This window comes from Halomicronema sp. CCY15110 (genome assembly GCF_016888165.1).
GTDB lineage: Bacteria > Cyanobacteriota > Cyanobacteriia > Phormidesmidales > Phormidesmidaceae > Halomicronema.
The window spans coordinates 1-2943 of record NZ_JACSWC010000236.1 but is presented as its reverse complement, the minus strand read 5'-3'; the positions used below and the strand labels follow the sequence as shown (position 1 = coordinate 2943).

The following is a 2943-nucleotide window of genomic DNA, read 5'->3' as shown; positions in this document are numbered from 1 at the left end:
TTGGATCCAGATGACGAAATCAATAAATCCGCCTCTCTAGTTGTCGTCAGCCGACAGGCTCATTGTCGTCTAATAGTCAAGGCGATTGGGCGAGTGCAGTACGCCCATTGGGTGGACACGGAGGATGAGTATGAGCACTTGCCCTTATTTAAGTCTTTGCAGAAATACTTCAAGGTCGTTTTTCAAGAAATTGATGAATGGATGGAGGGAGGAGAATCCGTCGCTGACTGGAGTAAGAAATGGCCTGACACGCCAGAGGGGATGACGGCGTTAGAGGTCGTACAGGAAAAGGTGGTGGAGCCGATTCGGCAGGAGTGTCGGCCACGCAGTTATCGAGGCGAGTTTCAGAAGCCTCACACCCTTGCCCACAAATATCAGCACTTTCTCAAACTGGCGTTAATTGGCATTAATCCTCCGCGACGCTCCCAGGACGACCGCATGACACGGATCGCGCTCAGTTGTCCGCTCGCAAAACCTCATAATGTGCCGACTGAGGGCTGCTATTATCCGTTGCCCCCTAATGCAGTCCGAGAGAAGAACCGCCGCAGGAAAGTAACCGATGTTTATTTATATCGGACCTATCAATTTCGCGGTCGGCACTATCCCGATGGGGTTTGGGTAAGGGACATTCAGGGCTACAAGACGAAGCGGAAGCATGGGCGGTTTCAGGTCATTTTGCCCAATCGCCAATTTCACGATGGGCGCTGCCTGTATGACTATCTGGAAGAGTATCTTGAGGGGTTATGGCTACCTGGACCTTTCCCAACGCGGCAGCTCTATGAGGGGACAAAGCCGGAATTGCAGGGCAAGATGGGCCGATGGATTACGAAGGGGCGCGTAGAATTCAACCCTCAAGACACAGAAGCACGAGACCCGGATGGGTGTGTGTGGCGATGGGGGTATCTCTTCGTTGGAAAGCAGTCTGGGAAGCTGATGTCCCAAGTGACCTATGCTAAATCAATTCGCAGTAATTCGTTTCGGCTCATTGGCAAGAAAATGACGCCTCATACCTTTCGCTATGTTTGGGCGACCTGGGCAATTCAGGTGGGATTGTCGGATGCGGAATTGCGGGCACTCGCCTACATGATGGGGCATTCTGTCGAGACGCTGCGGCGAATTTATGAACGCTGTACGCCGTCTGAGAAGCAGCAGATTATTGAAGATGCCATCAATCAGCGGCTTTGCCGGCCCTTGTCAGACTCAGATGGTGACAAGGTGTACAACGTTGAGCAATTACTCCAATTCGCCCAAAAGCTGAGTCATCAGGATCTCTGGCAGTTCTTTAAGCGCTTGTACCAGCGCTTATTGGGCCGTGACTTTGAGGAGCAGACTTGATCGAGCAGATCGATGTCCTTGCCGAAAAGGGTCATTTTCGGCAAGGTTTGGGCAGTGTGGAATGGCAGCATGAGAGTTGCAGAGCCAGAAAGGGGCGATCGCCAACCATCATTTTCGGCAATGTCGCAGGGGCATCGGCCCGGGCGCGACTCCAAGGTGGCGCTGCCGCTGCGGCACAATGATGTATCGCCAGGTTGTCGTTACCGTGCGGCAACCTCATTCTCACTCTGAGTAATCCATGACGCCGCTTCCCGATGAGTTTCACGAACTAATGCATCAGCAGGCCAGTTATGCGGCTCTGGTCGCCTGGCGACAACGGCAGCAAGGCTGCGCTTATGCGGAGGCCTGCCAACAAATCAATCACCTACTCCAACAGTATCGTCAGCACTATGCCGCTTTGTGAAGCCAAGGTCCGTAGATTTGGGGCAAGCGGGCGATCGCCGGTCGGTTTCACCTCAATGGTGGGTAGGTTTACGGAGAATAACCCGCTGTCACCTATCATTTTGGCGAGAGAGAATTAACTTTATTTGCAGCAGTCACATTCTCATCGCGACGGGAGTACTCTAGTAATCAAGAAGCGATGAGCTTCGCTTCCAAATGACCGTTCAGTCCACGTTAAATAGGAGGTTTGATATCGATTTAACGTCTGAAACGTCATCTAACATGACAGCATCCAATCAGGTTTTTGATATTTCCTCTGTATCAGTAGCAGGGAGTTAGGACATCGATAGGACGGGGCGTGTAGTTACCGTCATGATTATCGAGACCACTCCATAAAGGCTCAACCCAGATGAGGAGATCACTCAATGAGACCGTTCTGGATGCTGTCATTGTTTTAAATCAACTCATAACTTGAAACTCGATTATTCTTTGTTCTTAATGCTCTCAATATTTCTATATTTTCTGTCGATAAATTAGCCCTTTAGCGCCGGGCGCATTCCCTACCGCCGCTCACATGAACGAAAACCTCTAGTCGATAACGGCTAGAGGTTTAGGGTGCGTCAAGAGGATGGACTCGCCGGAGTTCGCCCACCCAGCCGGCATAAAGCCCCCTCAACCACGATGGTCATCAAGGGGGCTGGAATCGGTGAGGGAGCAGGGAACAACGTGGGGGTTAGGCTGTCGGGGGAGATGGGGCGCTACTAGCTGGAGGCCAAGCCATGGCCGGGGGCGATTGGGCGGGGCGGTGAGTTGAGTCTCGGCCCTCTGCACATAGTTCATCAAACAGATGGAGATAGCGCCCCATCTCCGGCTTGAGGGGACGAGCCATTATGCGATGGCGTCTTTCTCAAGGTTTTCCTCGCGCAGTTCATCGAAATCAATCGCGCCTTTGTCTAGGTTCTCTTCCCGCAATTGGTCAAAGTCGATGGTGACAACTTCGTAGACGGCACCTTTATCGAGATTCTCTTCGCGCAGTTGGTCAAAGTCGATGGCGACAACTTCGTAGACGGCCCCTTTATCTAAGTTTTCTTCCCGTAGTTGGTCAAAGTCAATTGCGCCTTTGTCTAGGTTCTCTTCGCGCAGTTGGTCAAAGTCGATGGCGACAACTTCGTAGACGGCACCTTTATCGAGATTCTCTTCGCGTAGTTGGTCGAAGTCAATCGCGCC

General features: G+C 51.9%; 3 protein-coding genes and 1 pseudogene. 3 read left to right on the top strand and 1 reads right to left on the bottom strand.

Features of this window, described 5'->3' with window-relative positions; genetic code table 11:
• The 3 genes and pseudogenes from JUK32_RS08740 to JUK32_RS08730 all read left to right on the top strand — a co-directional run.
• A pseudogene (locus JUK32_RS08740) lies at nt 1-1335 on the top strand (site-specific integrase); the annotation flags it as partial.
• On the top strand, nt 1332-1517 hold the full coding sequence (locus tag JUK32_RS08735; protein ID WP_204138472.1) for a hypothetical protein: 186 nt from the start codon (nt 1332-1334) through the stop codon (nt 1515-1517). The pseudogene JUK32_RS08740 and the gene JUK32_RS08735, both read left to right, overlap by 4 nt.
• 56 nt (nt 1518-1573) lie before the next feature.
• A complete protein-coding gene (locus JUK32_RS08730; RefSeq protein WP_204138471.1) occupies nt 1574-1738 on the top strand; it encodes a hypothetical protein in 165 nt (54 codons plus the stop codon).
• An 866-nt stretch (nt 1739-2604) separates the two neighbouring features.
• Here the strand turns inward: JUK32_RS08730 and JUK32_RS08725 are convergent.
• A partial coding sequence (locus tag JUK32_RS08725) for a hypothetical protein (RefSeq protein WP_204138470.1) occupies nt 2605-2943 on the bottom strand: 339 nt, incomplete at its 5' end.